General features: G+C 65.5%; 26 protein-coding genes and 2 tRNA genes. 14 read left to right on the top strand and 14 right to left on the bottom strand.

The features are described from left to right. Nucleotides 1-2 precede the first annotated feature (2 nt). From MTAI_RS12540 to MTAI_RS12520, 5 genes are read left to right on the top strand one after another with little or no spacing between them, the layout of a single operon-like run. Entirely contained in the window at nucleotides 3-1,160 is a 1,158-nt protein-coding gene (locus tag MTAI_RS12540) for a carotenoid biosynthesis protein (RefSeq protein ID WP_223299768.1), read from the top strand. After that, a complete protein-coding gene (locus tag MTAI_RS12535; RefSeq protein ID WP_027886944.1) occupies nucleotides 1,157-1,846 on the top strand; it encodes a lysophospholipid acyltransferase family protein in 690 nt (229 codons plus the stop codon). Before MTAI_RS12540 ends, MTAI_RS12535 begins: the two co-directional genes overlap by 4 nt. A 4-nt stretch (nucleotides 1,847-1,850) precedes the next feature. Continuing rightward, nucleotides 1,851-2,939: a glycosyltransferase family 2 protein gene (locus tag MTAI_RS12530; RefSeq protein WP_027886945.1), complete on the top strand. Its 1,089-nt coding sequence runs from the start codon at nucleotides 1,851-1,853 to the stop codon at nucleotides 2,937-2,939. Continuing rightward, nucleotides 2,936-4,276, top strand: a complete 1,341-nt coding sequence (locus MTAI_RS12525) for a phytoene desaturase family protein (RefSeq protein ID WP_027886946.1) — start codon at nucleotides 2,936-2,938, stop codon at nucleotides 4,274-4,276. The genes MTAI_RS12530 and MTAI_RS12525 overlap by 4 nt, the downstream gene beginning before the upstream one ends. Further along, nucleotides 4,269-5,372: a cytochrome P450 gene (locus tag MTAI_RS12520; protein WP_187388554.1), complete on the top strand. Its 1,104-nt coding sequence runs from the start codon at nucleotides 4,269-4,271 to the stop codon at nucleotides 5,370-5,372. Before MTAI_RS12525 ends, MTAI_RS12520 begins: the two co-directional genes overlap by 8 nt. Here MTAI_RS12520 and MTAI_RS12515 read toward each other — a convergent pair. From MTAI_RS12515 to MTAI_RS12505, 3 genes are all read right to left on the bottom strand, one after another. Next, nucleotides 5,366-5,929 (bottom strand): GNAT family N-acetyltransferase, encoded by a 564-nt coding sequence (locus tag MTAI_RS12515; protein ID WP_027886948.1) that lies wholly within the window; start codon nucleotides 5,927-5,929, stop codon nucleotides 5,366-5,368. The two genes, MTAI_RS12520 and MTAI_RS12515, sit on opposite strands and share 7 nt — an antisense overlap. Nucleotides 5,930-6,111: 182 nt before the next feature. Then, nucleotides 6,112-7,389 (bottom strand): Glu/Leu/Phe/Val family dehydrogenase, encoded by a 1,278-nt coding sequence (locus tag MTAI_RS12510; RefSeq protein WP_027886949.1) that lies wholly within the window; start codon nucleotides 7,387-7,389, stop codon nucleotides 6,112-6,114. Nucleotides 7,390-7,430: 41 nt separating this feature from the next. Beyond that, the gene (locus tag MTAI_RS12505; protein WP_027886950.1) at nucleotides 7,431-8,705 is read right to left on the bottom strand and encodes a Glu/Leu/Phe/Val family dehydrogenase; all 1,275 of its coding nucleotides are present in this window, start codon (nucleotides 8,703-8,705) and stop codon (nucleotides 7,431-7,433) included. 198 nt (nucleotides 8,706-8,903) lie between these two features. On the opposite strand from MTAI_RS12505, the gene MTAI_RS12500 reads away from it, so the two are divergent. Beyond that, nucleotides 8,904-9,263 (top strand): acyl-CoA thioesterase, encoded by a 360-nt coding sequence (locus tag MTAI_RS12500; protein WP_027886951.1) that lies wholly within the window; start codon nucleotides 8,904-8,906, stop codon nucleotides 9,261-9,263. Between the two features lie 3 nt (nucleotides 9,264-9,266). On the opposite strand, the gene MTAI_RS12495 is transcribed toward MTAI_RS12500, so the two are convergent. The 5 genes from MTAI_RS12495 to MTAI_RS12475 all read right to left on the bottom strand — a co-directional run bounded on the left by MTAI_RS12495 (nucleotide 9,267) and on the right by MTAI_RS12475 (nucleotide 13,638). Beyond that, nucleotides 9,267-10,226, bottom strand: coding sequence for a polyprenyl synthetase family protein (locus tag MTAI_RS12495; protein ID WP_027886952.1), 960 nt, complete (start codon nucleotides 10,224-10,226; stop codon nucleotides 9,267-9,269). A gap of 61 nt (nucleotides 10,227-10,287) precedes the next feature. Beyond that, nucleotides 10,288-10,686, bottom strand: a complete 399-nt coding sequence (locus MTAI_RS12490; RefSeq protein WP_027886953.1) for a hypothetical protein — start codon at nucleotides 10,684-10,686, stop codon at nucleotides 10,288-10,290. Then, on the bottom strand, nucleotides 10,683-11,324 hold the full coding sequence (locus MTAI_RS12485) for a redox-sensing transcriptional repressor Rex (RefSeq protein ID WP_013012690.1): 642 nt from the start codon (nucleotides 11,322-11,324) through the stop codon (nucleotides 10,683-10,685). Before MTAI_RS12485 ends, MTAI_RS12490 begins: the two co-directional genes overlap by 4 nt. A 22-nt stretch (nucleotides 11,325-11,346) precedes the next feature. After that, nucleotides 11,347-11,952: an SPOR domain-containing protein gene (locus tag MTAI_RS12480; protein ID WP_223299769.1), complete on the bottom strand. Its 606-nt coding sequence runs from the start codon at nucleotides 11,950-11,952 to the stop codon at nucleotides 11,347-11,349. A gap of 243 nt (nucleotides 11,953-12,195) precedes the next feature. Then, on the bottom strand, nucleotides 12,196-13,638 hold the full coding sequence (locus MTAI_RS12475; RefSeq protein WP_043982912.1) for a tetratricopeptide repeat protein: 1,443 nt from the start codon (nucleotides 13,636-13,638) through the stop codon (nucleotides 12,196-12,198). Between the two features lie 153 nt (nucleotides 13,639-13,791). Here MTAI_RS12475 and MTAI_RS12470 point away from each other — a divergent pair. Beyond that, nucleotides 13,792-13,868 (top strand) — tRNA-Met (locus MTAI_RS12470). Nucleotides 13,869-13,902: 34 nt separating this feature from the next. Here the strand turns inward: MTAI_RS12470 and fni are convergent. Beyond that, complete coding sequence (gene fni / locus MTAI_RS12465) at nucleotides 13,903-14,925, bottom strand: type 2 isopentenyl-diphosphate Delta-isomerase (protein WP_043982908.1); 1,023 nt, start codon at nucleotides 14,923-14,925, stop codon at nucleotides 13,903-13,905. A gap of 57 nt (nucleotides 14,926-14,982) precedes the next feature. On the opposite strand from fni, the gene MTAI_RS12460 reads away from it, so the two are divergent. Both MTAI_RS12460 and MTAI_RS12455 read left to right on the top strand, forming a co-directional pair. Continuing rightward, nucleotides 14,983-15,894: a 2-hydroxyacid dehydrogenase gene (locus MTAI_RS12460; protein WP_043982906.1), complete on the top strand. Its 912-nt coding sequence runs from the start codon at nucleotides 14,983-14,985 to the stop codon at nucleotides 15,892-15,894. Then, on the top strand, nucleotides 15,884-16,354 hold the full coding sequence (locus MTAI_RS12455) for a hypothetical protein (RefSeq protein ID WP_027886956.1): 471 nt from the start codon (nucleotides 15,884-15,886) through the stop codon (nucleotides 16,352-16,354). The genes MTAI_RS12460 and MTAI_RS12455 overlap by 11 nt, the downstream gene beginning before the upstream one ends. Nucleotides 16,355-16,357: 3 nt before the next feature. On the opposite strand, the gene MTAI_RS12450 is transcribed toward MTAI_RS12455, so the two are convergent. Genes MTAI_RS12450 through ftsY form a run of 3 tightly spaced genes read right to left on the bottom strand, consistent with a single transcriptional unit; the run spans nucleotide 16,358 to nucleotide 18,350 of the window. Then, on the bottom strand, nucleotides 16,358-16,783 hold the full coding sequence (locus MTAI_RS12450; protein WP_027886957.1) for a disulfide bond formation protein B: 426 nt from the start codon (nucleotides 16,781-16,783) through the stop codon (nucleotides 16,358-16,360). Between the two features lie 5 nt (nucleotides 16,784-16,788). Continuing rightward, a complete protein-coding gene (locus MTAI_RS12445; protein ID WP_027886958.1) occupies nucleotides 16,789-17,436 on the bottom strand; it encodes a hypothetical protein in 648 nt (215 codons plus the stop codon). Further along, the gene (ftsY, locus tag MTAI_RS12440) at nucleotides 17,433-18,350 is read right to left on the bottom strand and encodes a signal recognition particle-docking protein FtsY (RefSeq protein ID WP_027886959.1); all 918 of its coding nucleotides are present in this window, start codon (nucleotides 18,348-18,350) and stop codon (nucleotides 17,433-17,435) included. Before ftsY ends, MTAI_RS12445 begins: the two co-directional genes overlap by 4 nt. A 64-nt stretch (nucleotides 18,351-18,414) precedes the next feature. Between ftsY and MTAI_RS12435 the strand changes: the two genes are divergently transcribed. The 5 genes from MTAI_RS12435 (at nucleotide 18,415) to apaG (ending at nucleotide 21,747) form a co-directional block, all read left to right on the top strand. Beyond that, nucleotides 18,415-19,374, top strand: a complete 960-nt coding sequence (locus MTAI_RS12435; RefSeq protein ID WP_027886960.1) for an L-threonylcarbamoyladenylate synthase — start codon at nucleotides 18,415-18,417, stop codon at nucleotides 19,372-19,374. A 32-nt stretch (nucleotides 19,375-19,406) separates the two neighbouring features. Then, a complete protein-coding gene (locus MTAI_RS12430; RefSeq protein WP_027886961.1) occupies nucleotides 19,407-19,913 on the top strand; it encodes a hypothetical protein in 507 nt (168 codons plus the stop codon). A gap of 38 nt (nucleotides 19,914-19,951) precedes the next feature. Further along, nucleotides 19,952-20,028: transfer RNA gene (locus MTAI_RS12425), tRNA-Ile, on the top strand. Between the two features lie 76 nt (nucleotides 20,029-20,104). Further along, nucleotides 20,105-21,262, top strand: coding sequence for a class I SAM-dependent rRNA methyltransferase (locus tag MTAI_RS12420; protein ID WP_027886962.1), 1,158 nt, complete (start codon nucleotides 20,105-20,107; stop codon nucleotides 21,260-21,262). A 92-nt stretch (nucleotides 21,263-21,354) separates the two neighbouring features. Then, the gene (gene apaG, locus MTAI_RS12415; protein ID WP_027886963.1) at nucleotides 21,355-21,747 is read left to right on the top strand and encodes a Co2+/Mg2+ efflux protein ApaG; all 393 of its coding nucleotides are present in this window, start codon (nucleotides 21,355-21,357) and stop codon (nucleotides 21,745-21,747) included. Here apaG and MTAI_RS12410 read toward each other — a convergent pair. Both MTAI_RS12410 and MTAI_RS12405 read right to left on the bottom strand, forming a co-directional pair. Beyond that, complete coding sequence (locus tag MTAI_RS12410; RefSeq protein ID WP_027886964.1) at nucleotides 21,744-22,487, bottom strand: ABC transporter ATP-binding protein; 744 nt, start codon at nucleotides 22,485-22,487, stop codon at nucleotides 21,744-21,746. The genes apaG and MTAI_RS12410 overlap by 4 nt on opposite strands. 83 nt (nucleotides 22,488-22,570) lie before the next feature. Continuing rightward, nucleotides 22,571-23,887 carry a S41 family peptidase gene (locus MTAI_RS12405; RefSeq protein ID WP_027886965.1) on the bottom strand — a complete coding sequence of 439 codons (1,317 nt, stop codon included), beginning with the start codon at nucleotides 23,885-23,887 and terminating at the stop codon, nucleotides 22,571-22,573. Nucleotides 23,888-23,982 lie beyond the last annotated feature (95 nt).

Genomic DNA, 23,982 nt, shown 5'->3' with positions numbered 1-23,982 from the left:
ATGTGCTGATCACCACGTTGTGGGCTGTCTTGCTGGCGACCGTCCTTCTGCTTCGGGCGCGGCACCTGGGGCCCGCTGCGGTGGCAGGCCCGGTCTGGCTGCGCGGGCTGGGTGGGCTTGGGGGTATGGGCCTGGCCCTGCTGGGTGCGGCGCTGCTGGTGCTGGGGTGGGGCGGGTTGCTTGGGGCTGCCCTGGCCGGCTGGGGCTGTGGGCTGGCCTTGCTGGCGGTCTGGGGCGGCGATCTGCTCTGGGCAGGCCGCAGGGTTTTGCTGCTTGCGAGCGGGGCCGCCGCGCTGCTGGCGGGCGGGGTGGGCTGGCTGTTCTACCAATCCCCTGCGCTTGTAGTCTGGGCTTTGCTGGTGTCCACGGCCACCGCCCAGGCCCTCTGGCTCATCGCGCAGCCCGAGGCCCGGGCCCGGCTGCGCGGGCTCCGACAGCACCTGCAACCCTGGAGGGTGCTGCTGGCTTTGGCGGTGCTGGTGCGCATCCCGGTGCCGCTGTGGCCGGAGGGCTTTCCCCTCATCGGCACCGTGCAGATGCTGCTCATAAGCCTGGCGGCCCTGCTGTGGGGCTGGGGGCGGGTGGGGGTGCGAATTGTGCTGCTGGCGGTGCTGGCCTTTGCGCTGGGGCTGGGGGTGGAGCTGCTGGGCAGCCAGACCGGCTTTCCCTTTGGGCTTTACACCTACCAGGGCGCACCGCAGCCTGCCATTGCGGGCGTGCCCCTGATCGTGCCGCTGGGCTGGTTTGCCCTGGTGCTCTCGGCCCATGTGCTGGCCGGCGGGCAGCCCTGGCGCACCGGCCTGCTGGTGGTGGCCTGGGATCTGGGGCTGGAGGCCCTGATGCCCGCCCAGGGTTACTGGACCTGGCAGGACCCCAACCCCCTGTGGTACGGCGCGCCCATCCAGAACTACCTGGCCTGGTTTGTGGTGGGGTATGCCATCTCCTGGATGTACCGACGGCTGGGGCCCAGCCTGCACCAGGACGGTGCTTTTGCCTGGGCCTACCGCCTCGAGGCCCTGTTTTTGCCGGTGGGGCTGGCCCTGCTGGGCCTGTGGCCGGGGGCGCTGGTTTGTGGCCTGGCCATGAACGGGCTGGCCTGGCTGGAATACCTGCCGCTGGGGGGGCGCGGCGGCCTGAAACGGTTCAGAGGGCAGATATGATGCGTCCCTGGGAACGCTTGCTGACCGTAGCCTTCAAGGCCCTGTTTCGCCGCACGCTGCAGCGGGGCCTGCGGGGGGTGTGGGTGCGGGGGGCCTTGCCGGGGCAGGCCTGTGTGCTGGCCGGCAATCACCACTCCTGGTGGGATGGCTATCTGCTGCCCGTCTTGTTCTGGGGAGCCGGGCGGCCTTTCAGAATTGTGGTGGGGGAGCGCCGCTTGCGGGAGTTTGCTTTCTTTCGCCACCTCGATACGGTCTCGGCCAGCAAGCCCAGGGATGCGCTGGCGGCCCTCAAGCGAGGAGAGGTGCTGATCGTCTTCCCCGAGGGTGAGCTGTGCCCGCCGGGGCCGCTGGGCGAGCTCAGCCGGGGGGTGGTCTGGTTCGCCGAACAGGCCCTGGTGCCGGTGGTGCCGGTGGCCTCGAGGGTGGTGCTGCGCGGGCACGAGTACCCCGAGGCCTACCTGGTCTTTGGTGCGCCCATAGAACCCGATTTGAAGCTGCTGCGCGAGCAGCTGGAGCAGATGCTGGCCGGGCTGGACGATCAGATTCGCAACGCGCCCCCCGAGGAACCGCTGCCGGGCTTCGAACTTTGGCTGGCCGGGCGCAGGAGCACCCACGAGCGCATGGCGGCCTGGGGGGCGGCGCTGGGTAAACTGATTGCGCTGGCCGAGCGTAAAGGCGCTTCGTAAGCGTATGCTGTCTATCCTCGGGGTGCTTGGATACGGGGTGCTGGCCTGGCTGGGCCTCAAGCTTGCGGTGCTGCTTTTGAATATGCGCCTGTTCCCGGTTCTAAAGCGGGAGGAGCCCCACGGGCCGCGCCCTGCGGTCTCGCTCCTGGTGCCGGCCCGCAACGAGGCCCACAACCTGCGGGAAACCCTGCCGGGCCTGCTGCGGCAGGGGGTGCAGGAAATTCTGGTGCTGGACGACCACTCCAGCGATGCGACCGCCCAGGTGGTCGAGGAATATAGCCGCCAGGATGCCCGTGTGCGCCTGCTGGTGGGCCTGCCCAAACCCGAGGGCTGGCTGGGCAAGACCTGGGCCTGCTACCAGCTGGCCCAGGCCGCCCAGGGCGAGGTGCTCATCTTCACCGATGCCGATGTGCACTGGGGCCAGGGCGGGGTGCAGGCGGTGCTGGCCCGCATGGAGCGCGAAGGGGCCGGGCTGGTCTCGGTGTATCCGCGCCAGATGACCCACAGCCTGGCCGAACGGGTGATCCTGCCCCTGATCGATGATGTGCTCCTGTGCTACCTGCCCTACCCCCTCCTGCGAACCCCCTTTCCTTCGGCGTCGGCGGCCAATGGGCAGGTGATGGCCTTTACCCGGCCGGCCTACCGGGCCTCGGGGGGGCATGCTGGGGTGCGGGGGGAGGTGCTGGAGGACGTGCGCCTGGCGCAAAAAACCAAGGCCGCGGGGCAGCGCCTGGCCCTGGCCCTGGGGGGTGGCCTGGTGGCGGTGCGGATGTACCGGGGCCTGGGCGAGATGGTGGAGGGCCTGGGCAAGAACCTGATCGAGTTTCATGGGCGCAGCCGGGCGGTGCTGGCCCTCTCGTACCTGGGGCACCTGCTGGCCTATACCCTGTGCTGGCCGCTGGCCCTGTTCAATCCGCTGTGGCTTGGGGTGGGGGTGCTGGGGCTGCTCGAGCGCCTCTTGCTGGGCCTCAAAACCGGGCGTCCGGCCTGGGAGGCGGTGCTGGTGCCGCTGGCCCCCTTGCTCAGCACGCCCATCTACTGGCGTTCTGCACAAGGCAAATATACCTGGAAAGGGCGAGAATATAGCCGATGAAGGCCATCGTGATTGGGGCGGGTTTTGCCGGGCTGGCGGCGGCGCTGCGCCTGCGCAAGGCGGGCCTCGAGGTCACGGTGCTCGAGCAGCTCGAGGCCCCGGGCGGCAAGGCCATCGGCTGGGAAGGGGTGCCCACCGGCCCCACCGTCCTCACCCTGCCCGAGATTCCCCGCCGCATCTGCGAAGCCTTTGGGGCCAGACTGCCCGAACTTGAGCCGGTTTCGCCCCTCACCCGCTACACCTGGCCCGATGGACGGGTCTTCGCGCCGGAACTGAACCTCGAGGCCACCTTAGCCCAGCTCTCGCTGCAGGAAGCCCGGGATTACCAGCGCTTGTTGCAGGCGGCCCGCACGATCTACGAAGGGGCCAGGGATACCTTCATCGAAGGGGCCCCCCCGCACCCGGCCCGGCTGCTGCGCTACGCCCTGCGCGACGGCCTGAAGGCCCACCCCACCCGGTCGCTGGCGGCCCTGGTGCAGTCCGGCCCCTACCTGACCCCCTTTTTCCTGCGCTTTGCCACCTACCTGGGGGCCAACCCCTACCGGGCCCCGGCGGTGCTGCACAACATCGCCTGGGTGGAGCTGGGGCTGGGCGTGTTTCACCTGGCGGGGGGGATGCGGGCCCTGGCCGACCGGCTGTACGCTCTGGCCCTGGCCCAGGGGGTGCAGTTCGCCTTTGGACACAGGGTGCTAAAGATCTGGCACAGGCGGGGCTGGGTGGAGGGGGTGGAGACCGACCAGGGCCGCTTCCAGGCCGACCTCTACATCTCCGCCGCCGACCGGCACTTCACCCTCCAGTGGCTGGGCCTGCCCATGCCGGGCTATGCCCTGGGGGTCTCGGGTTTTGCCCTGCTACTAAAGCTGTCCGAGGCGGTGCCGCTGGGCCACCACATTTATTTTTCCTCCGACTACCGGGCCGAGTGGCGGGAGATCGCCGCCGGGCGCTGGCCCCGGGATCCCACCCTGTACCTGCACACCGATGGCCAGGCCGCCTTCTTGCTGGTGAACGCACCCCCGATGGGCCGGGCCAGGCCCCCGGAAGCCGAGGACTACGCCCGGCTGCTGCTGGGCAGGCTCGCCCAGGTGCACCCCCTGCCCATCGCCGCCTGGCGGGCCATGAGCCCCCAGGACTACAGCCTGACCGCCTACCGCGGGGCCCTGTACGGGCGGGCGCCGCACGGGCTCTTGGGGGCCCTGCGGCCTGGCTGGGGGGTGGCGGGTCTGCGCAATTTGGCGCAGGTGGGCGGAACGGTTCACCCGGGCGGGGGGGTTCCGCTCTCCTTGCTTTCGGGCTGGAACGGGGCCGGCTGGCTCCTGGAAGGGGGTGGGCTTGCTTAGGGGGCTGCCAAAGCCCCGGGGGTATCCCTGGGGGGTTTTCGCCCACCTGCCGCGCTGGGCAGGGGAGCCGCTGGGCCTGCTCGAGGAAGGGGCGGCCCTGGGGCCCCTGTTTGCCCTGGGCCTGGGCCGCCCGGCGGTGGTGGGGTACAGCCCGGAGTGGAACCGGCGGCTTCTGAGCGACCTGGAAACCTTCCGCTCCAAAGGCAGCTTTTCCAGCCTGGTGCCCTACCTGAACGGCGGCATCATCACCACCGAGGCCCCCCTGCACAGGGCCCGGCGCCAGGAACTCAACCCCCATTTCCACGCCAGGGCCCTGGGGGGGCTCGAGGCCCGCCTCCGCACGGCCCTGCAAGAAATCCGCCCCCAGGGCGTGTTCGAGGCCAACCGCTGGGCCTCCGAGGTGGCCCAGACGGCTCTCAATCTGGCCTACTTTGAGGGGCAGTTTCCAAAGGCCGAGCTGGCCCGGTTTTTGGCACCGCTCAAACGGCCCTTTCCCGCCCCCTTGTGGCCGCGGCCCCTGCTGTTTGCCCGGGTGCGCCGCCGGGCGGCCGAGCTGCAGGCGCGGGGTTTGGGGCTGGCTGCCCACCTGCCCCTGGAGGAGGTGCTGATCGGGCTGGCGGCGGGCTACGACACCACCGCCCACACCCTGGCCTGGGCCCTGTGGCACGCGGCCTGCCACCCCGACTGGCATCACCCTGCGGGGCATCCCTTGCTCATCAAGGAGACCCTGCGCCTGTACCCGCCGGGCTTCATCGGGAGCCGCCGGGTGGCGCGGGCCCTCGAGTTCGACGGAATCTTCATTCCACAAGGTGCGCTGGCGCTTTACAGCCCCTACCTGACCCACCGCCACCCCGACCTGTGGCAGAACCCCCTGGTGTTTGACCCCGCGCGCTTCGAGGGGCGCATTCCGGCCTGGGGGTATCTGCCGTTTGGTGGGGGGGAGCGCATCTGTCTGGGGATGCACTTTGCCCAGATGGTGCTGGGGGTGGCCCTTTCGCTTTTCGGGCCGCTCGAGCCCCTGCGGGGCGACCCCCAGCCCAAACCCGGCCTGACCCTGGCACCCCGGGGTGCGCTGTGGCTGCGCACAGTTCAGTAGCAGCTCCAGTCTTCCCTGGTAATCTCCATCGGTACAAACTCGGCTTTGGGGGCCAGGCCGAAGTTGAAGCGGGGGGTTGGGGTGGGGGGGGTCTCGAGGTAGCGAAAACCGGCTTTCTGGAAGGCCCGTTGAGCCCGCAGGTTGTGCCGGTAGGTGCGCAGCTTGACTTTTTGCAGCTGCAGGGTGCAGAAAGCGTACTCGAGCACCGCCCGAACCGCATCGGTGCCGTAGCCCTGCCCCCAGCGGTCTTTGGCACCAATCAGAATGCCCAAGGTGGCCTCGTTGCGGCTCATCTCGTAAAGCTCTACCGTGCCCAGCCACTCCCCGTTCTCGTCCAGGATGCCAAACCCCATCCGATCGCCCCGGCTGACCTCGCCCATCACCACCCGCTTGAAAAGCCACAAGGGCATCCTGAGCGGACGGCTTCCGTTCCACTCAGCAATTTCCGGATCGCGGAAGCACTCATAAAACCGCCGCCACTCGGTCTCGGTAAGGGCTTCGGTAAAGGGTTTGAGGGTTACTTTGCCGTAGCGGGGCCAGGTGTTGCTGAGCGTCACATATTTAGCATACGCCAAGGCGCTGGGGCCGTCTTAGGCAATTCAACCCGTGGCCCGAACCAGATTCGGTTAGTTCGTCACCGAATGGTGGCGAACTAACCCGACCGAAGGGAGTGCTCTAGATTCAAAAAGATAGCCGCTGGAGGTCTTTGTTTTGGAGGACTATCTTTTTGAATCCGGTATTACGGGTACAGGCCCAGCAAGGAGCGGGCTTCCAGCACCCGTGTGGCCGCCACGATGTAGGCGGCGGTGCGCAGGGTCACTTTTTTGTCCTGCGCCACCTGCCAGACCGCCTCGAAGGACTGGCGCATAAGGCGCTCGAGCCGGGCGTTGATCTCGTCTTCCGTCCAGAAAAAGCTGTTGAAATCCTGCACCCACTCGAAGTAGCTCACCGTTACGCCACCGGCATTGGCGATCACATCGGGTATTACCAGAATCCCCCGCTCAGCCAGGATATCATCGGCGGCGGGTGTGGTGGGGCCGTTGGCACCCTCGGCCACAATTTTGCACTGCACCTTCCAGGCGTTGGCCTCGGTGAGCTGCTTTTCGAGGGCAGCCGGCACTAGAAACTCGCAGGGGGTGGTGAGCACCTCGGCGGCTGGAATGGGCTCGGCCTTGGGGTAGCCCTTGACCCCGCCCATCTGCCGGACGTAGGTGGTGAGGTCGTAGGGGTCGATGCCGCCGTCGTTGCGGATGCCGCCGGTAACGTCTGAGACCGCCACAATTTTGGCCCCGTGGTCGTGGAAGATGCGGGCGGCGGCGTTGCCCACGTTGCCAAAGCCCTGCACCGCGACCCGGCTGCCCTGCAGGGGCAGCCCGATTTTTTCCGCAGCGGCGGCAGCGGTTACAAACACCCCGCGGCCGGTGGCATCCTGTCGCCCCAGTGAGCCGCCCACCGCAATGGGTTTGCCCGTCACCACCCCCGGTGCGGTGCGGCCCACGTTCATGGAGTAGGTGTCCATCATCCAGGCCATCTCGCGGGCCCCGGTGCCCATGTCGGGGGCGGGGATGTCCTTGTCTGGGCCGATGATAATGCCAATTTCGGAGGTGTAGCGCCGGGTCAGGCGCTCGATCTCGCCGGGGCTTAGCTTGCGGGGGTCTACCCGAATGCCGCCCTTACCGCCCCCGTAGGGCAGTCCCACCGCGGCGTTCTTGATGGTCATCCAGGCTGCGAGGGCCATCACTTCGGAAAGGGTGACGTCCTGGTGGTAGCGGATCCCGCCCTTGGCCGGGCCGCGGAAGGTGTTGTGGTGAACCCGGTAGCCTTCGAAGTGGGCCACCGAGCCGTCGTCCATCTGGACGGGCACGTCCACGATTAGGATGCGCTTGGGTCGCTTGAGATCCTCCACCCAGAAAGCCAGCTTGCCCAGGTAGGGGGTGACGCGATCCACCTGGGCCAGATAGATTTCCCAGGGGCCGATGTTGTCGCTGCATAGATAGGAGAGAGGTTCAGATTTCATGTGTTCCTCCGAAAATGGATAGGTGGTTGGCTAAAAACTCTTTATGGATACACCCCCCGCAAGCGGGTGGCCTCGTTGATGCGCTCGAGGGCCAGGGCATAAGCGCCGGCCCGCAGGTCGCCCTGCAGGGGCTTGGCCCGCTCGAGCACTGCCTGCAAGCTTTGGTGGATAAACTCACGCAGCTTTTGCTGCACCTCTGCCTCTTCGAAGAAAAGCATTGAGAGATCCTGTACCCACTCGAGGTACGAGAGCACCAGACCCCCGCCATTGGCCAGGATGTCGGGCACTACCTGAACACCTTGTAGCTTGAGCAGGTACTCGGCCTCGGGGGTGATGGCCCCGTTGGCCCCCTCGATCACCACCTCGGCGGCAATTTGCCGGGCGTTGTGCTCGTGAATCACGCCCTCGACGGCCGCGGGAACCAGGTAGTTGACCTTGAGCGTGAGCAGCTCGTGGTTGGTGATGAATTTGGCCCCGGGGAAGCCCTCGAGGTGGCCGTGCAAAGCATAGTGCTGCTCGAGAGCCGCCACGTCCAGCCCCTCGGGGTTGTACACCCCGCCCCGGCTGGTGGAGACCGCTACCACCTTCAGCCCTTCCTTAGCGGCGTAGCGCGCCACCGCGCTGCCCACCTGTCCAAAGCCCTGGATGGCTATGCTGGCACCCTCTACCGGCCAGCCCTTGACCCGGGCCAGGTCGGCCAGGGCATACACCAGCCCCTGCCCGCCGCCCTCATCCCGCACAGCCACCCCACCCAGCGGGGTGGGCTTGCCGGTCACGGCGCTGAGAGAAGTCTGGCCGCGGGTCATGGTGAAGGTGTCCTGAAACCAGGCCATCACGGTGGCGTTGGTGCCCACATCGGGGGCCAGCACGTCTTCGTCCGGCCCGATGAGTTCGATAAGCTCGGTCACATAACGGCGCGAGAGGCGCTCGAGCTCCCGCCTGGAGAGCTTGGTAGGCTCCACCGCCACGCCCCCGGCCGAGCCACCAAAGGGCAGGCCAAATACCGCCGATTTAAGGGTCATCCAGGCGGCCATGCCACAGGTCTGGCCCAGCCCCACCTCGGGGTGGTAGCGCACCCCTCCGAGGGCCGGCCCGCGGGCGATATTGTGAATGACCCGGTAGGCCGTAAAGTTGCGCACCCCTCCGTCGTCCATCACCACCGGCAGCGAGACCCCTACGATGCGCTTGGGGTGGGTTAGGTACTGGATGGTGGCAGGGTGAATCTTGGCCACCTGGATGGTGGTCTCGAGGCGGCGCAAAAAACTATCCCACAGGCTCGAGTCGCCAGGGGGGCGGTAGGCGTTTCTGAGTGACATGACGCAACCTCCGTTGTGTGGGGCCTGTGCTCTGGATGCTGGCCCCTAGCGCGGTTCTCCTGCTTTCAAGCGTCGCAAGTTTTTTGAAAACCGCTCTGTTTTCAACGCCTAAGAGACTACCATATGCAGAATGTCAAGAGTATTACCTGTTTCGAGGAGTTCGTCGAGGGAGGCTGAATCTGGTATAAGGTGGGTGCTATGAGCGAAGCCCGCACCCTAGAGCTGGTTTTTCCCGAACACGCCAACCCCGGTGGCAACGCCTTTGGCGGTTTTGTGCTGGGTCTGATGGATAAGGTGGGTTCCTATGCGGCCATCCGCCACGCCCGCAAGCGTTGTGTGACGGTGCGGGTGGGCGAGGTGGTGTTTGAGGTGCCTATTAAGGTGGGCGATCTGCTGGAGGTGGTGGCCCGGGTGGTACGGGTGGGCCGCACCTCGCTTACGGTGGAGGTCGAGGTTTACCGCGAGAACCTACGCGAGCCCAAGGTGCTGGCTACCAAAGGCAACCTTACCTATGTGGCGGTGGATGAGCACGGCAAGCCCACACCCGTAGAAGGGTAGAGCCTATTTAATCCGCACCAGCTCGCGCTTTGCCAGGCTTTCTAGCTCGTCGCGGTAGGGCGAGTGGGGAAGAACCCGTAGCGCCGCAATAGCCTGCTCTACCCGCGCAGCGATGGCATTGATGACCTCGAGGTCGGCCCCCGAAAGCACCGCCAGCTCCTGCAGGCGGGCGATATCCCCCGGCTCAGCAGCCCGGCGCTTGAAGATGGCCCCCACCTCTTCGGGGTAGGCTTCCAGAAGCCGCAGGGTGATGAGGGTTACCTTGCCCTCGCGCACATCCCCGCCGGCGGGCTTGCCCAGCACCTCGGCTGTGCCCATCAAGTCCAGGTAGTCATCGCGCATCTGAAAGGCCTGACCATAGAGCGAGCCAAAACGGGCCAGGGCCTCGCGCTCTGCCGGGGGCGCATCCCCCAGCACCGCGGCCCCCTCACAGGCCACCCGCATCACCGAGGCGGTCTTGCCGTCGATGATGCGTTCGTAGTTTTCCAGCGAGTAGTCGTGCAGGGCGGCCACCTGAAACTGCAGCACCTCGGCCTCGGAGAGCTGCCGGGCGGTCTCGGCAAACATGGCCACCAGCTCCATGCGCCCGGTCTGGGCTAAAAGCGCCATGAGCCTCGAGAGCAGGTAGTCGCCCGAGAGCACCGAGACTGCGTTGCCGTACTTGCGAAAGGCGGCCTCCTTGCCGCGCCGGGTCTCGGCGTCGTCTACGAGGTCGTCGTGCAGGAGCGAGGCCGAGTGCAAAAGCTCCACCGCCAGGGCCAGCTCCATGGCATGGGGCACACCCCCCAGGGCGTTGCTGGCTAGAAAAACCAGCCGGGGACGCACCCGCTTGCCCCCCGCGGTGACCAGGTCTTCCTCGATGAGCCGGACGAACTCCACCTCCGAGCGCACCACCTCACGCAGGCGCAGCTCAAAGTCTTCTAGCAAGGTGGGTAGGTCGGGGGTAAAGTCCTTGATGCTCATCTAAACGATTATAGCTTGGAAACAGAGCAGAAAAAACCAGCCTACCCAAGTTTTAAGTTTTTTACGGATTAATGAGTACTGGAGCAGGTAGCGTGACATCGCGCACGGTGCCGTTCAGGCTCTGGGCTTGGTAGCCGGTAATCTCCAAGGTGCCTGGGTTGGCGGCAAAAGTAAGGGTTTGGGCCAGTTTAGGGCAGGCATCGGCGGTGGTTGGAGGCAGGCACTCGGCTACACCAAACCCGGATAGCTGGGAGGGCGTGCCGTTGATGTAGATGCGGGTAACATAGGCGGACGGACTGCCGGGTATGGGCTGCACCTCAAACGAGACCTGGTAACCACCTGCAGCGGGCCCAAACGATACCGGGTGGAAGCGTAGGGTGGGAATCCCAAAGTCGGTTACAAAGTTGCTACAGCCGGCCAGTGCAAAAGCCGCTATTACCAGCGCGATGAACCTTTTCATCCGATCATCTCCTCTCTCCATTTGGGGTTTAAGACGAAGAACGAGAGCCTGCTCAGTCCGGTGAGAAAATCTACGTTCTCCACCGCGACTTCCTTGGGCACCTCCAGAACTGCTGGAGCGAAGTTCAGGATGCCCTTGATACCTGACTCTACCAGACGATCGGCCACTGCCTGGGCCGAATCTGCAGGAACCGCCAGAAGGCCGAATTCGATGCGCCTTTCGGCTATGGCCCGCGGCAGGTTATCCATGCTTTCGACCTGCAAACCCCGGAAGGTGGTGGTAATTTTGGAGGGGTCGCGGTCGAACAGGCCCCTTAGCTCGAAGATCTCGCTGAAGCCGGGGTAGTCGGCGATGGCCTGGCCCAGGCGGCCCATGCCCACAATGCAGAGGCCCCAGCGGCGGTTCAGGCCCAGAATTTGCCGGAGCTCCCGGCGCAAAACCTGCACCGTGTAGCCCACCCCCCGCGTGCCGTAGCTGCCGAAGTACGAGAGGTCTTTGCGTACCTGAAAGGCGGTGACCTGGGCCTCCTCGGCCAGTTGTTCGGAGGAGGTGCGGTTGATCCCCCGGGCCTCGAGGTCTTCCAAAATCCGCAGATAAGTGACCAGGCGGGAGATGGCCGCACTGGGTACTTTAGCCATAGAACACTCCTATTTGCTGCATCTAGCGAACCTCCAGAACCTCGAGGCCTCGAGCCCGCAGATCGGCGGCTGCCGCAGCGGTATCCTCGAAGGGGCCCACCCGAACCTTGACCAGGCCGGCTTCCTCCACCAGCACCACCGGGTAGCCGGCCTGCCGCACGCTCTCGATAACCGCCTGGGCGCTCTGGGCGTTGCGGAAAGCCCCCACCTGAAGGTAGCGGCCAGCTTGCGGGGTGGTTTCAGGGGTGGGTGCAGCAGCCGGAACCCGGCCCACCTGGGGTTGGTACTGCTCGAGGGTTCCAGCCACAGCGCGGGCCCGACCCTGGCTGCTGTAGGGGCCCACCCAGACCCGGGTGAGGTCGCCGGCGGCCTCGAGGCCCACCGGGTATCCCTGCTCACGCAAAGTGGCCGCCAGGCGCTCGGCGTTTGCACGGTTGCCAAAGGAACCCACCACCACCCGCCAACTGCCGTCTGCATCGGCGCTTAGGCTCGGGCGCTCGCTGCTTGGAGGAGCGGAGCGGGCTGTGGGTTGTGGGCTTGCGGGGGTGCGATCCGTCACTTTGGGAGGAACCGGAACGGGTTTGCTGGTTGTTGTGGGGGTTTGCGGAACGGGTAGGAGCGTTACCACAGGCTCCGGCTCGCTCTGGGGCTGTGGTGGCGCCGGTGCCAGGGTTTGCGGTTCGGATGACGGGCTTGTGGGAGCGGCCTGGGGCTGGGGTGCCACGACGGGTGGGGGTGCTGGGTTCCCTTGCGGGCCGCTAAACGGATTGACCCCGAGCAAAAAGAACACCACACCCGCCATAATGGCCGCTACCAATAGAAAGATCAGCGCATCCAACCAGTTTGCTCGAATCCAACCCATGCCATCAATCTACCGCAACAGGTCGCGGGCCGGGGCATAACCCAGGTCGGCGGAACGCTGCCAGGCCCGTCGGGCTTCGGCCACCCGGCCCAGCGAGCGCAGGGTGAGGCCCAGGTTGTACCAGGCCACCGCGTTGCGGCCATCCAGGGCCACCGCCTGGGAAAGCACCCGTTCGGCATCGGAGTACCTTCCTGCCGAGTAGAGCGCAGCCCCAAGGTTGGCCGCGGTGGCAGCGCTGGGGGCCAGGGCCTGGGCTTTTTCCAGCGATTCGGCGGCAGCGGCATAGTCCTTCAAGTTGAACTGTGCAACTCCCAGGAAGAACCAGGCCTCGGCGTTGTCAGGTTTTTGCTGGGTTACCTGCGACAGCAGCTCGGCCGCCTCGCTGTAGCGGCGCAGGGTGTACGCAGACTTGCCTTGCAGAAACAGGGCCTCGAGCCGGTCGGTGCCCTGGCTGGCCTTGGCGGCCATTTCGGCAAAGCGAGCGGCTTCAGCGGCCTGGCCCAGGCGGTCGTAGGTGGTGGCCAGACCCAGCAGCACCCTGGGCTCGTCGGGGTTCTGGGCGTAGGCGCTCTGGAAGGACTCCAGCGCCCCCCGGGGGTTGCCATCGCGCAGGCGGGCTACGCCCAGGTTGTAGTGGGCCGCCCATAGCTTGGGGTCAAGGCGGACGGCTTCTTGCAGGGTGGCCTGCTGTTCTCGGCCCTGTTGTAGGGTGGATTTCTTGAGCAGCAATTGGGCCCGCGCGGTGTTGTCCTTGGTGGCTTCCAGTCCCCGGTCGATCTCGCGCAGGGCCCGCAGGGGCAGCCCTTGGGCCACATAGATGTCAGCAATTTGCGAGATGGCCTGGGTATTGGCTGGGTCTTTGGCTAGAATCTGGTACAGCACCGGGAGGGCCTCGAGCGGCTTGTTGGCCTTGACCAAACTATCGGCCAGCAGCGAGGTTAGCTCGAGGTCGCCAGCGGCTTTTTCCAGCCCTTTGCGGGCGGCAGCCGCAGCGGCATCGTGCTGACCCTGGGTGCGTAGGGCTTTAACCTGGCCCACGTAGGCCGGTTTCAGCTCGCCCGGGCCGAGGCCGGCCTTCTCGCCCACCTCGATGGCCTTGCCAAACGCCTCGGCGGCCTCGCCGGCCTGGCCCTGGCGGTCGCGCACCACCCCCAGGTTAAACCAGCCCTCAAAGCGATCGGGATTCAGTACGGTGAGCTGGGTGAACTCGAAGGCCGCCCCGCGCAGATCACCCAGGCGGTACAGGGCCAGCCCCAGCCCGAAGTGTGCGCTGTAGTTGGAGAAGTCGCGGGCTATGACGGCTTCAAAGCCCTGCACGGCCTCGTTCAGGCGCCCGGCCTCGAGGGCGGCCTGGGCCTGCTGCAGGGTCTGCTCTATTGCAGGTGCAGGCTGGCTTTGTTGCGCCCAGCTCAGCGAAACAAATAGAAGCGCCGCGCACAAAAGTTGTTTCATAGCGTCTCCTTCAAGTTAAAACTCATCTTGCGGCCCATTGTAGCACGTGAAGAAAGGGCACAAGCGGCAAATGAACCTCGTGGTGCTTATAGCCATCTTGACCAAATGGGCGTTCGCGGTTACTATGTAAAAGCTGTCACATGCAGCTACCGACGCGGGGTGGAGCAGTCTGGTAGCTCGTCGGGCTCATAACCCGAAGGTCATAGGTTCAAATCCTATCCCCGCAACCAAAACCCGCGCAGTCCCCGGCAACCGGGGGCTTTTTTATTGCACTTGTTCGATGCGGCCCAGGGCTTCGGCGGGGGTGCGGGCCCCGATGGCAAACAGGGCGACCCGCAGCTCGTGCAGGAAGTTTTTGATCCATGCCACCACCGCCTCGGGGCCCTGTAGGGCCGGTTCCAGCAGCGGGCGGGCCACCGCCACCACCTGGGCACCCAGGGCCAGGGCCTTGGCGGCCTCGCTGCCGCTGCGGATCCCCCCGGAGGCGATCAGGGGTTTGTGGGGTAGGGTGGCCCGGCATTCCACCAGGGCCTGGGCGGTAGGAATGCCTATTTCCACCAGCTCGGGGTGCAGGATGCGCCCGTGGTGCACCAGCTCCTCCACCCGGGCCCAGCTCGTACCGCCGGCGCCGGCCACGTCCAGCGCCGCAAAGGGCAGGGGGGCCAGCTGCTGGGCAATTTCCTTCCCAATTCCGTGCCCTACTTCCTTGAGAATGACCGGGAAGGGCAGTTGGGGCAGCAGGCCCCGCAGCTTATCCAAAAGACCCCTAAAGTCGGTGTCGCCCCCCACCTGCAGGGCTTCTTGCAGGGGGTTGATGTGCAGGGCCAGGGCGTCGGCCTGTACCAGCTCGACCGCCTGCTGAAGCTGCGCCAGGCCGTACCCCTTGTTGAGCTGTACCAGCCCCAGGTTGCCCACCAGCAGGATGCTAGGGGCCAGCGCGCGCACCTGGAAGCTGGCGCGGGCCTGGGGGCGCTCGAGCATCACCCGCTGGCTGCCCAGCATCAGGCCCACCCCCAGCTCTTCGGCGGCCTGGGCCAGGGCCTGGTTGATGCGCGCCCCGTGGGCCTCGCCGCCGGTCATGGCCCCAATCAGGAAGGGGGCCTTTAGGGTTTTGCCCAAAAACCGGGTGGTGAGGTCTACTTCCTCCAGGGCCAGCTCGGGCAGCGCCCGGTAGCGCAGGCGGTAGCGTTCAAACCCGGTGGTGAGCCGGGTGTACGCCACCGGTTCCTGGAGGCAGACCTCCAGGTGCCTGCGCTTGCGGGTTTGAATATCGGTCGCATCGCTCACGGCTAGGGTGATTGTACAGGCTGGGGGAAGCCTCGAGGCGCGATATAGTAACCCTTGATGATCGTACTGGTTCCCGAAGCAGTGGATTCCCGGTTTTTACAGGGCTTTCCGGAAGGGGTAGAGATCGCTTTTTTGCCCAAAGAGGGGCCTCTATCGGAAAAAGCCCTTGCGGCCGAGTTCGCGGTGGCCCCCTATGGCGGGGCCCGGCGCTTTTTCGCCGAGCTGCCCAACCTCAAAGGGCTCAAGGTGGTGCAGACCCTTACCGCCGGGGTGGACTGGATCCTGCCCTACCTGCCCCCCGGCCTGGTGCTGTGCGATGCTGCTGGGGTGCACGATATCCCGGTCTCGGAGTGGATTGTGGGGGCCATTCTGAGCGCCGTCAAGCGCTTTCCCGAGTTCCGCGATGCCCAGCACGAGCAGCGCTGGGCCTACCGCTGGGTGGATGACCTCGAGGGCTCCACGGTGCTGTTCCTGGGCTATGGCTCCATCGCCAGGGCCACCGAGGAGCGCCTGGCCCCCTTCGGGGTCTCGTTCCTGCGCGTGGCCCGCCGGGCCCGTGCAGGGGTGCATACCTGGGCCGACCTGCCCGAGCTGCTCCCAAAGGCCGATGTGATCGTGAACCTGCTGCCCTACACGCCGCAGACCGATAAGCTCGTGGGGGCCGCCCAGTTTGCCCAGATGAAGCCGGGGGCGCTGTTCGTGAATGCGGGGCGCGGCAAAACCGTAGACCAGGAGGCCCTGGTGGAGGCCATCCGGGCCCGGCAGGTGCGCCTGGTCACCGACGTGACCACCCCCGAGCCCCTGCCCGAGGGACACCCGCTGTGGTCGCTGCCGGAGGTGTTTCTCACCCCCCATATCGCCGGCTCCACCCCCAGGCTGTTCGAGCGGGGCTTCCGGCTGGTGCGCGAGCAGGTGGCCCGCTACCTGCGGGGTGAACCCCTGCTCAACGTGGTGACCGATGGCTATTGACCTTTTGCTGGCCCTGGTGTTTGCGCTCCTGGCCTGGGCCATGGCCCTGTGGGTTTCGGCGGAGGTGAGCCTGAGCCCGGCCCAGAACCGCCTGCAGAGCCGCATCCACCTGAGCCTCACGCTGGCCACCCAGCTGCTCTACCTGCTGCTGGTGCAGACCGTGGGCTCCTGGCGCGATGCGCTGCTGGTGATCTCGGTCATGCTGGCTTTGGCCTGGTACGCCATGCTGGGCCTGACCAGAGCCCTGCGCCAGAACACAACCGAGGCAAAGGGGTCGCTGATTGGGCGCCTCGAGCTCTCCGGACACCGGGCCTTTGCCTTTGCTGCCCTCATCCTGATGGGTGCCGGGGCGCTTTTTGCGCTTTTTGACCCCACCCTGGCGCTCACCATCGCCCTGCCCCTGGGTGTGGCCCTGTTCTGCACCCTCTGGGTGCCCCACTGGGTTCGCAAAAGAGCCTAGCCGCTACGAACGCCGGGTGGGTCGCAGCAAAAACAACGCCAGCGAGATGAGCAAGAAAGCAATACCGGCCTGCAGCGGAATGGGGAAACTGGGAATGTACTCCACGTTGCAGGGGATGGGGCCTTTACAGACGTTGGGGGCCAGGCCGGGCACCCATAGCTCCAGAAGATGGTAGCTGCTCCAGAACAGGCCCAAAAGCGACAGGGTGAGGGCATAGGGGCGGATGTGGGGGTCGTTGCGCCAGGTGGCGATGCCCAGGATGAATACCAGTGGGTACATGGCGATGCGCTGGTACCAGCACAGGGTACAGGGGATGAAGTTGCGCACCTCCGAGTAATAGAGGCTGCCCAGGGTGGCGACCAGCGCCACCAGCCAGGCGAAGGCCAGCAAGAGGGCGTTTCTGTCGAGCGGGGTGGATTGGGTCTGCATCGGGTTTATTCTAAGGCGTAGCGTATGAAGCGGCTTAGGACGCGGCCAGGCAGCTCGGCCTCGGTTCCGGCCAGTCGCACGAAGGGCCTGGGGTGGATGCGTCCTATCAGGGCTGCGCCCACCCCGTTCCCCAGCCGTGGGGGAACCACCCCGGCCAGGAGACCGGTGTCCTGATGGGTGAAGATGGCGCCCGCAGCGTCGCCGTACAGATAAGCCACAAAGGCCTGGCCGCTGGGGGCCTGTAGCAGCTTGCCAACCTGCTGGGCCAAAGCAAAGCGCCACTGGGGGGCCTGGTAGGCCTCGGTGAGCAGGCGTGCGATGGTCCAGGCTTCCGACCAGGGCACCTGTTCTGTCCAGTAGGCGCGGGGGCTGGGTTCGGACTGGCAGAGCTCAAACGCAGCCGTAGCCCGGTAGCCCAGATCCAGCAGCCTCGAGACCTCGGAGCCCTCGAGCACAGTAAAGGCCGGGGGCGCTCCAACGGCCCGAAAGCGGGCCTCGAGCTCCTCTCGCGCGGCCTCGGCGTAGCCGAAGGCGGTGTTGGCCAGCAACAGAGGGAAGCTGGGCTGGAGCAGATAGGGGATGCCCGCAACCTCCCCGGAATGCTGTCTCGAGGCCAGCGGGCGGTACAGGGTGTAAAGCTCGCGGGGGGTCATGCGCCCAACAAGGCCTCGACAAACTCCCCGGCGTCGAAGGGTTGCAGATCCTCGGCTTTCTCGCCCACCCCGATAAACTTGATGGGCACGCCCAGCTCGCGCACGATGGGCACCAGCACCCCCCCCTTGGCGGTGCCGTCGAGCTTGGTGACGATCACCCCGGTCAGGCCCACGGTCTGGTGGAATTTTTTGGCCTGCTCGAGGCCGTTCTGCCCCGTGACGGCATCCAGCACCAGCCAGACCTCGCCGGGCTCGCCGGGGTCGGCCTTGGCGATGGAGCGCTTGACCTTGGCCAGCTCCTCCATCAGGTTGTGCTTGGTGTGCAGCCGCCCGGCGGTGTCTACCAGCAGCAGATCGATTCCCCGGGCCTTGCGGGCCGAGGCCGCGTCGAAGGCCAGCGCGGCGGGGTCGGAGCCTTCGGGGCCCTGAATCACCGGGATGCCCAGCCGTTCCCCCCACAGCCCCAGCTGGGCCCCGCCAGCGGCACGGAAGGTATCGCCGGCGCAGAACATCACGCTTTTGCCCTTGCCCTGGTAGTACTGCCCCAGCTTGGCGATGGTGGTGGTCTTGCCCACCCCGTTCACCCCCACCATCAGAATCACCTTGCCGGCAGGCTCCACGGTGGCCTTTTTGGCGTTGGGGTTGAAGCCCGCCTTGCGGATTTTGGCCCGGAAGCGGTCGGGCTCGAGCTGCACCGTGAGGGCCTGTTTTAGTGCCTCGCGCAGGTCTTTTTTGCCCGACTGGCGCACTTCTTCCAGAACTTCCTGGGTGGCCTCCACGCCCACATCGGCGGCAATCAGGGCGAACTCGAGCTCCTCCAGCACCGCCTCGGGTTTCTCGCTCCAGGGGATGGCTTTGACCAGGTTGTCGCGGGTTTTGCTCAGGCCTTCTTTGAGGCGCTCTAGCCAACTCATGGTTTCAGTCTACCGCTTCGCTTGCTGGCCGCTAAACCGACTCTGCTATGATGTGCAGGTTGTTATGGTTGTACCGCCCACCCCCGAGAACCTCGAGCGCGCCGCCCAGATCATCCGCAGTGGGGGGCTGGTAGCGTTTCCGACCGAGACCGTTTACGGCCTGGGGGCCAACGCCCTGGATGCCCGGGCTGCGGCCAGAATCTTTGAGGCTAAACAGCGCCCCAGCTTCGACCCGCTGATCGTTCATGTGGCCGACCGGGGGATGCTGCAAAAGGTGGTGCGGGAGATTCCAGCGGTAGCCGAGCAGCTTATGGAGCGCTTCTGGCCGGGCCCCCTCACGCTGGTGCTGCCCAAGTCGGAGCAGGTGCCGGGGATTGTGACCTCGGGGCTCCCGACGGTGGCGGTGCGCATGCCGGCCCATCCGGTGGCCCAGGCGCTCATTCGACAGGCTGGGGTACCGGTGGCCGCCCCCAGCGCCAACCCCTTCGGTTACCTGAGCCCCACCCGGGCCGAACACGTTCTGCGAACGCTGGGGGAGCGGGTGGATCTAATCCTGGATGGGGGGCGAACCGAGTTTGGGGTGGAGTCGACCATTGTTTTGCTGGCCGAAAAACCGACCGTGCTGCGCTACGGTGCGGTGGCGCTGGAGGAGCTGGAGAAGGTGCTGGGTGCGCTGGAACTGCAGGTAGGGGAGCGGGAAAAACCCCTGGTTCCGGGCCAGCTGCCCCAGCACTACGCCCCCCACACCCCCATTCGCATCGCTCCGCCCGAGGATATACCCCCGCTCCTTCGCAAGCGGGTGGGCTACCTGGCTTTTCAGGAGGTGCCCAAGGGGTTCAAGGTGGTCAAGGTCTTGTCCCCAACCGGTAGTCTATTAGAAGCCGCCGCCCACCTGTTTGAAGCGCTGCACCAGCTCGACCGGCTGGGCCTGGAGGCTATTTATGCCGAGCCGATACCCGAGGTGGGCCTGGGGCGGGCCATTATGGATCGGCTGCGCAGGGCCTCGAGCGCCCCGGCGGGTTAATTGGGTGAGATATAATCGTACGGGGCTAGAAGATGCGAGGGCGCAACGTTTTCCTTTTGCTGCTGATTGTCGCTATGGCGCTATTCGCTTGGCGAAACTGGGCCGTTTTTAGCGAGGAGAAAACACTCTCGCTCTTCTTGACCCAGGTCACCGCTCCGTTTGGTGTGGTGATGCTTACCATCATGGCGGTGCTGGTGGCCGTCTACTTCATGTACACGGTGGGCCTCGAAACCGCCGCCCTGCTCGAGGTCAAGCGGTATGCCCGCGAGCTCTTGGCGGCCCGCAAGCTGGCCGACGAGGCCGAGGCCAGCCGTTTCTCGGAACTCAAAAAGTGGCTCGAGGGTGAGCTGGCCGGCCTCAAAGCCCAGAGCCCGGCGGGCCTCGAGGCCCGCTTGCAGTCCATCGTGGAGCGCATAGACCGGCTGGAGGACGAACTGCGGGAGGATATCGAAAAGGCCGGTAATACCCTGGCCGCCTACATCGGCGAGCTGGAAGACCAGATAACCGGCCAGGACAGGCACCCGCCCCCCCCGCGTTGAGCAAACTGATCAAACCCGCTAGACTAGTTCCTGCTTGGGGGCCGTTAGCTCAGTTGGTTAGAGCAAGCGACTCATAATCGCCAGGTCGCGGGTTCAAGTCCTGCACGGCCCACCAAATTCTTTAGCCAGGTTACCGCTCCTGCTGACCTTGGGTTGCTGTCGTCAAAGCAGGGAGCAATTTGAGGGCGCAGGTGAAGCAAGTTATCGCTAAGGCCGGCAAAGGCAAAAAGGTGCGCAACTTTTATCCGGGCCTGTTCGCCGATGAGCTGGCTTCGGCACCCGGGCAGGCCGGCCTTGTGCGGGTTTTCTCCGAAGAGGAAGGTTTTTTGGGTGTGGGGTACTACGACCCCCAGAGCCGGGTGGCGGTGCGGGTGTACCGCTTCGAGGACGGGCCCCTGGACAAAAAGTTTTTCCTGCAGCGCTTTGCGCGCGCACAGCAGAAACGAGCCCAGATGGGGGATTGTTATCGCCTGGTGCACGCCGAAGCCGATGGATTGCCGGGGCTGGTGGTGGATCGTTTTGGCGGCGTGCTGGTGGTGCAGGTGCGCAACCGGGCCATGGAAGCCCTGCGGGCGCACTGGCTGCCGGCCCTGATCGAAGCTTTGCAGCCAACCGGCATTTACGAACGCTCCGACGTGGACAGCCGCCGTCAGGAAGGACTCCCGGAGCAGGTGGGTGTGCTGTACGGCCAGGTACCGTCGGTGCTGGAGGTTCAGGAAGATGGCCTGGTCTTCCAGATTCCCCTGGCCCTGGCCCAGAAAACCGGCTACTACCTCGACCAGCGGGAGAACCGCCGGCGGCTCGAGCAGATGGTGGGGCCTGGTGAGCGGGTGCTGGACGTTTACAGCTACGTGGGGGCTTTTGCGCTACGTTCAGCCCGCAAGGGGGCCTATGCGCTGGCAGTGGATAAAGACCTCGAGGCTTTGGCGGTGCTGGATCGGGCCGCTTCGATGCAGGGCCTGCGGGTGGATATTCGCCAGGGCGATGCGCTGGCGGTCTTGGAAGACCTGGCTCGAGGCAAAACCCCGCCTTTCCAGCATGTCTTGCTCGACCCCCCCACCCTGGTCAAGAAGCCCGACGAGCTGCCCAGGGTCAAGCGGCTGCTGGTGGATCTGCTGCGACCGGCCCTTCGGCTGCTGGATCGGGAAGGCTGGCTGTGGCTTTCGAGCTGCGCCTACTACCTGGGCCTGGACGCGCTGCTGGAGGTGACCCGCCGGGCCGCCGCCGATGAAGGCCGCCGCCTGCGGGTGCACGCCGTTCACTACAACCCGCCCGACCACCCCTGGAGCCTGCATGTGCCGGAGTCGCTGTACCTGAAAACGGTGGTTTTTCAGGATGATCCGCTCTAAGCGGAGAACCTGGCCTGCTTCCCTGGTGAAAAATCGTTGCCCTGGGGCGGCCGCAACATCCGGATTCACGAGGGAGGGGTTATGCTCGTACCGTGTCGGTAAGCCTGCCCATCCGGAACGACATCCATATTGAGGTAGAGGTGGTTTACGCCCAGGCGCACTCGAGGCCCGGGCAGCACATCTTCGTCTACTTCATCACCCTGGAAAACCGAGGCCACGAAACCGTCCAGCTCCTGCGCCGGGAATGGTTCATTCAGGACGCTCGGGGAGGGCTGGTGCACGTGGAGGGTGAGGGGGTGGTGGGTGAAAAGCCCATCCTCGAGCCCGGTCAGCTTTACAAATACAACAGCTTCTGCTCCATGGCCCATCCCCCCGGCTCGATGTGGGGTTTTTATACCTTCCAGAACATGCTGGGCACGCTGTTTCGCGTGGAGATACCGGCCTTTGCCCTGCGCCTGCCAGACGATATACGCACGCTCAACTAGGCCAGTACGCCGGCAGACTCGCTGGCGTCTTCGGTGAGGCGTAAGAAAAACTCCTCGAGGTCGCTCGAGCCGTGCTGGTGTAGGAGTTCCTTAGGGGAGCCCAAAGCCAGCAGACGGCCCCGGTGCACCAGGGCCACCCGGTCGGCGACCTGCTCGGCCAGGTGGAGCTGGTGGGTGGCATAGAGCACCGCCCGCCCGTCCTTGGAGTACTCCCGCAGCAGATCCTTGACCAGCCGGGTGGCGTGGGGGTCGAGCCCCACCATCGGCTCGTCCAGAATGAGGGCCGGTGGGGCGTGCAGAAGGCTCATAGCCAGTGAGAGCTTTTGCCGCATGCCGTGCGAGTAGGTCTCGATCAGCGAGGAAGCGAAGCGGTCGAGGCGGAACTGCACCAAGAGCGCCTCGATGCGGGCCTCGGCCTGGGCCCTGGGCAGGCGGTAGATCCCGGCGGCAAAGCGCAGGAGCTCGAGGCCCGAGAGCTTGCCGTACAGGTAGGGTCGGTCGGGGACGTAGCCAAACTGGGCCTTGGCCCGCACCGGGTCTTTCCAGACATCCACCCCCCCTACCAGGGCCCGGCCCCGGCTGGGCCGCAGCAACCCCACCAGCGCCTTGATGGTGGTGCTTTTGCCCGCGCCGTTGGGGCCTAAGAGGGCCAGGGTCTCGCCGGGGCGCACCTCCAGGTTCAATCCGTCCAGGGCCACAAAAGAGCCGTACCGCTTGCTGAGGTCTTCCAGCCGGATCATCGCCACGGTTAAAGCCTAAGGCCGAAAGCCCTTCGCAAAGGTGCAAAACCCGCTTTTGAGCCTTCGGCCTGTGTGCAACGATGTTATCGAAGCTCTTCCAGCGCCCGCCGCAAAATGGCGTCCTTGTTCAGATCCACCTCGGCCTGACCGCGCTCGGCGGGCAGGTTGACCGCGGGCCGGGGCTGGCTGAAGTTAAACTTGCCCTGAGCGTCGGCCTTGGTGGTAAAGGTCTGGCCGCCGATGGTGATGGTCACGGTCTCGCCGGGCTTGGCCCCGGTGCCCTCGAAGGCCACCGGTACTTCAAAGCGGGTGTCCTTGACCTCGATGTCGGGCTTGATGCCCTGCTTGTTAATACCCCGGCGCTTGGGGGTGAGCCATTCAAAGGTCACCAGGGTCAGGTCGCCGCCGTTGGCCAGGTTAATCACATTCTGCCCCACCCCTTTGCCAAACGAAGTCTCACCGATCACCTTGGCCCGCCCGGTGTCCTGCATGGCCCCCGCCACAATCTCCGAAGCCGAGGCCGAGTTGCCGTTGATCAGCACCACCATGGGCCCGCTCCAGGTGACCTGGCCGTTGGCCTCGCAGTAGAGCCGGGTCTCGTTGCGGGTGCGGGTGTACACGATGGGCCCTTCGCGGATAAAGGCCCGGGCCACCTGGCAGCCCTGATCCAGCAGACCACCGCCGTTGTCGCGCAGGTCGAAGACCAGCTTTTGCACACCCCGCTGCTTTAGCTCGTTCAGGGCGGCGTTGAGCTGCTCAATGACCCGCACGTTGCCGAAGGTTTCCAGGGCTATGTACCCCACGTTGCCGGGCAGGATGGTCTTGGAGACCGAGATGATCTCCACCCGCTGCCGGATCATCTCGAAGCGCAGGATGGCATTGGTGCCTTCGCGGCGGATGCCCACGGTGACCCGGGTGTTTTGCGGCCCCCGGATCCGGGCCACAATTTCGTTCAGGTCGAGCTTGGTGACATCCTGACCATCGACCTCAACGATGACGTCCCCGGCCCGGATGCCGGCGTTGAAGGCCGGCAGGCCCCGGATCACCCCCTGCACCCGTGCGCCGCCGCCGTTCTCGTTGGGGGCCAGGGTGGCGCCGATGCCAAAAAACTCACCCTGGATATCCTGGTTGCGCAGGTTGGCCCGTTGGGGTGGCGAGTAGCTGGTAAACTCGTCGTCCAAAGCGCCTAGCATGCCCCGTATGCCGCCCTCGAGCACGCGGTTGAGCTGATCGGGCTCGAGACGGGTGAGGTACTGGTTTTGCAAAAGCTGATAGGTTTGGATCAGGGCTTGCCCGTAGGGGTTGCGGTTGAAGGTCTCGGCCACCCCCCCTGAAAGCTGGGCATAGACAAGGGCGGCCAGGATGCCACCCAGCACAATCAACCAGGCTCTGCGCTTCATGGTCTCGTTCACCTAATAGCCCAGTGTAGCGGTTGTAGATGAGAGCGAAGTGTTCGCGTGCAAACATTGCTCGAGGCTTCAAACGGCACCATGTT

The sequence above is a fragment of the Meiothermus taiwanensis WR-220 genome, assembly GCF_003568585.1.
Taxonomy (GTDB): domain Bacteria; phylum Deinococcota; class Deinococci; order Deinococcales; family Thermaceae; genus Meiothermus; species Meiothermus taiwanensis.
This window is presented reverse-complemented; position numbering and strand designations above follow the sequence as displayed.